This window comes from Phytoactinopolyspora endophytica, assembly GCF_004138495.1.
Taxonomy (GTDB): Bacteria; Actinomycetota; Actinomycetes; order Jiangellales; family Jiangellaceae; genus Phytoactinopolyspora; species Phytoactinopolyspora endophytica.
In genome coordinates, this window is the sequence record NZ_ML142852.1 from 34,306 (window position 1) to 34,972 (window position 667).

The 667-nt window shown below is 67.2% G+C and carries 1 protein-coding gene; it reads left to right on the forward strand.

What is annotated here, in order from left to right:
- Positions 1-667, forward strand: a 667-nt coding sequence (locus ELR45_RS37260; protein WP_205856374.1) for a DEAD/DEAH box helicase, incomplete at both ends; no start/stop codon positions are given.

Consider the following 667-nt stretch of genomic DNA (forward strand, 5'->3'; position numbering starts at 1 on the left):
AACCGGGCAAACCGCAGGCGCTCGTCGTCACGCCGACCCGTGAGCTGGCACACCAGGTCACCGGCGATCTTGAGACCGCATCTGCCGTACGGCGAGTGAGGGTGCTCAGCGTCTACGGCGGCCGGGCATACGAACCACAGGTCAGCGCTCTGACGTCGGGTGTCGACGTGGTCGTCGGAACTCCGGGACGGCTGCTCGACCTAGCTGCACAGGGTCACCTCGACCTCGGGCATATCAAGGTGCTCGTGCTCGACGAGGCCGACGAGATGCTCGACCTCGGTTTCCTGCCGGACGTCGAGAAGATCGTCGCCCTCACACCAGAGCTCCGGCAGACCATGCTCTTCTCCGCCACCATGCCCGGCGCCGTGGTGAGCTTGGCCCGCAGGTACATGCGGCACCCCCTGAACATCCGTGCGGAATCGTCCGAAGAGACACAGACGGTCCCCTCCACTGCCCAGTTCGTCTACCGGGCTCACAACCTCGACAAGGAAGAGATGGTCGCCCGGCTGCTGCAGGCCGAGGGGCGCGGGCTGACGATGGTCTTCAGCCAGACCAAGCGGGCCGCGCAACGCCTGGCAGATGCGTTGTCCGAACGTGGCTACGCTGTCGCGGCGGTCCACGGCGACCTCGGCCAGTCTGCGCGGGAGCGCGCGCTGCGCGCATTCCG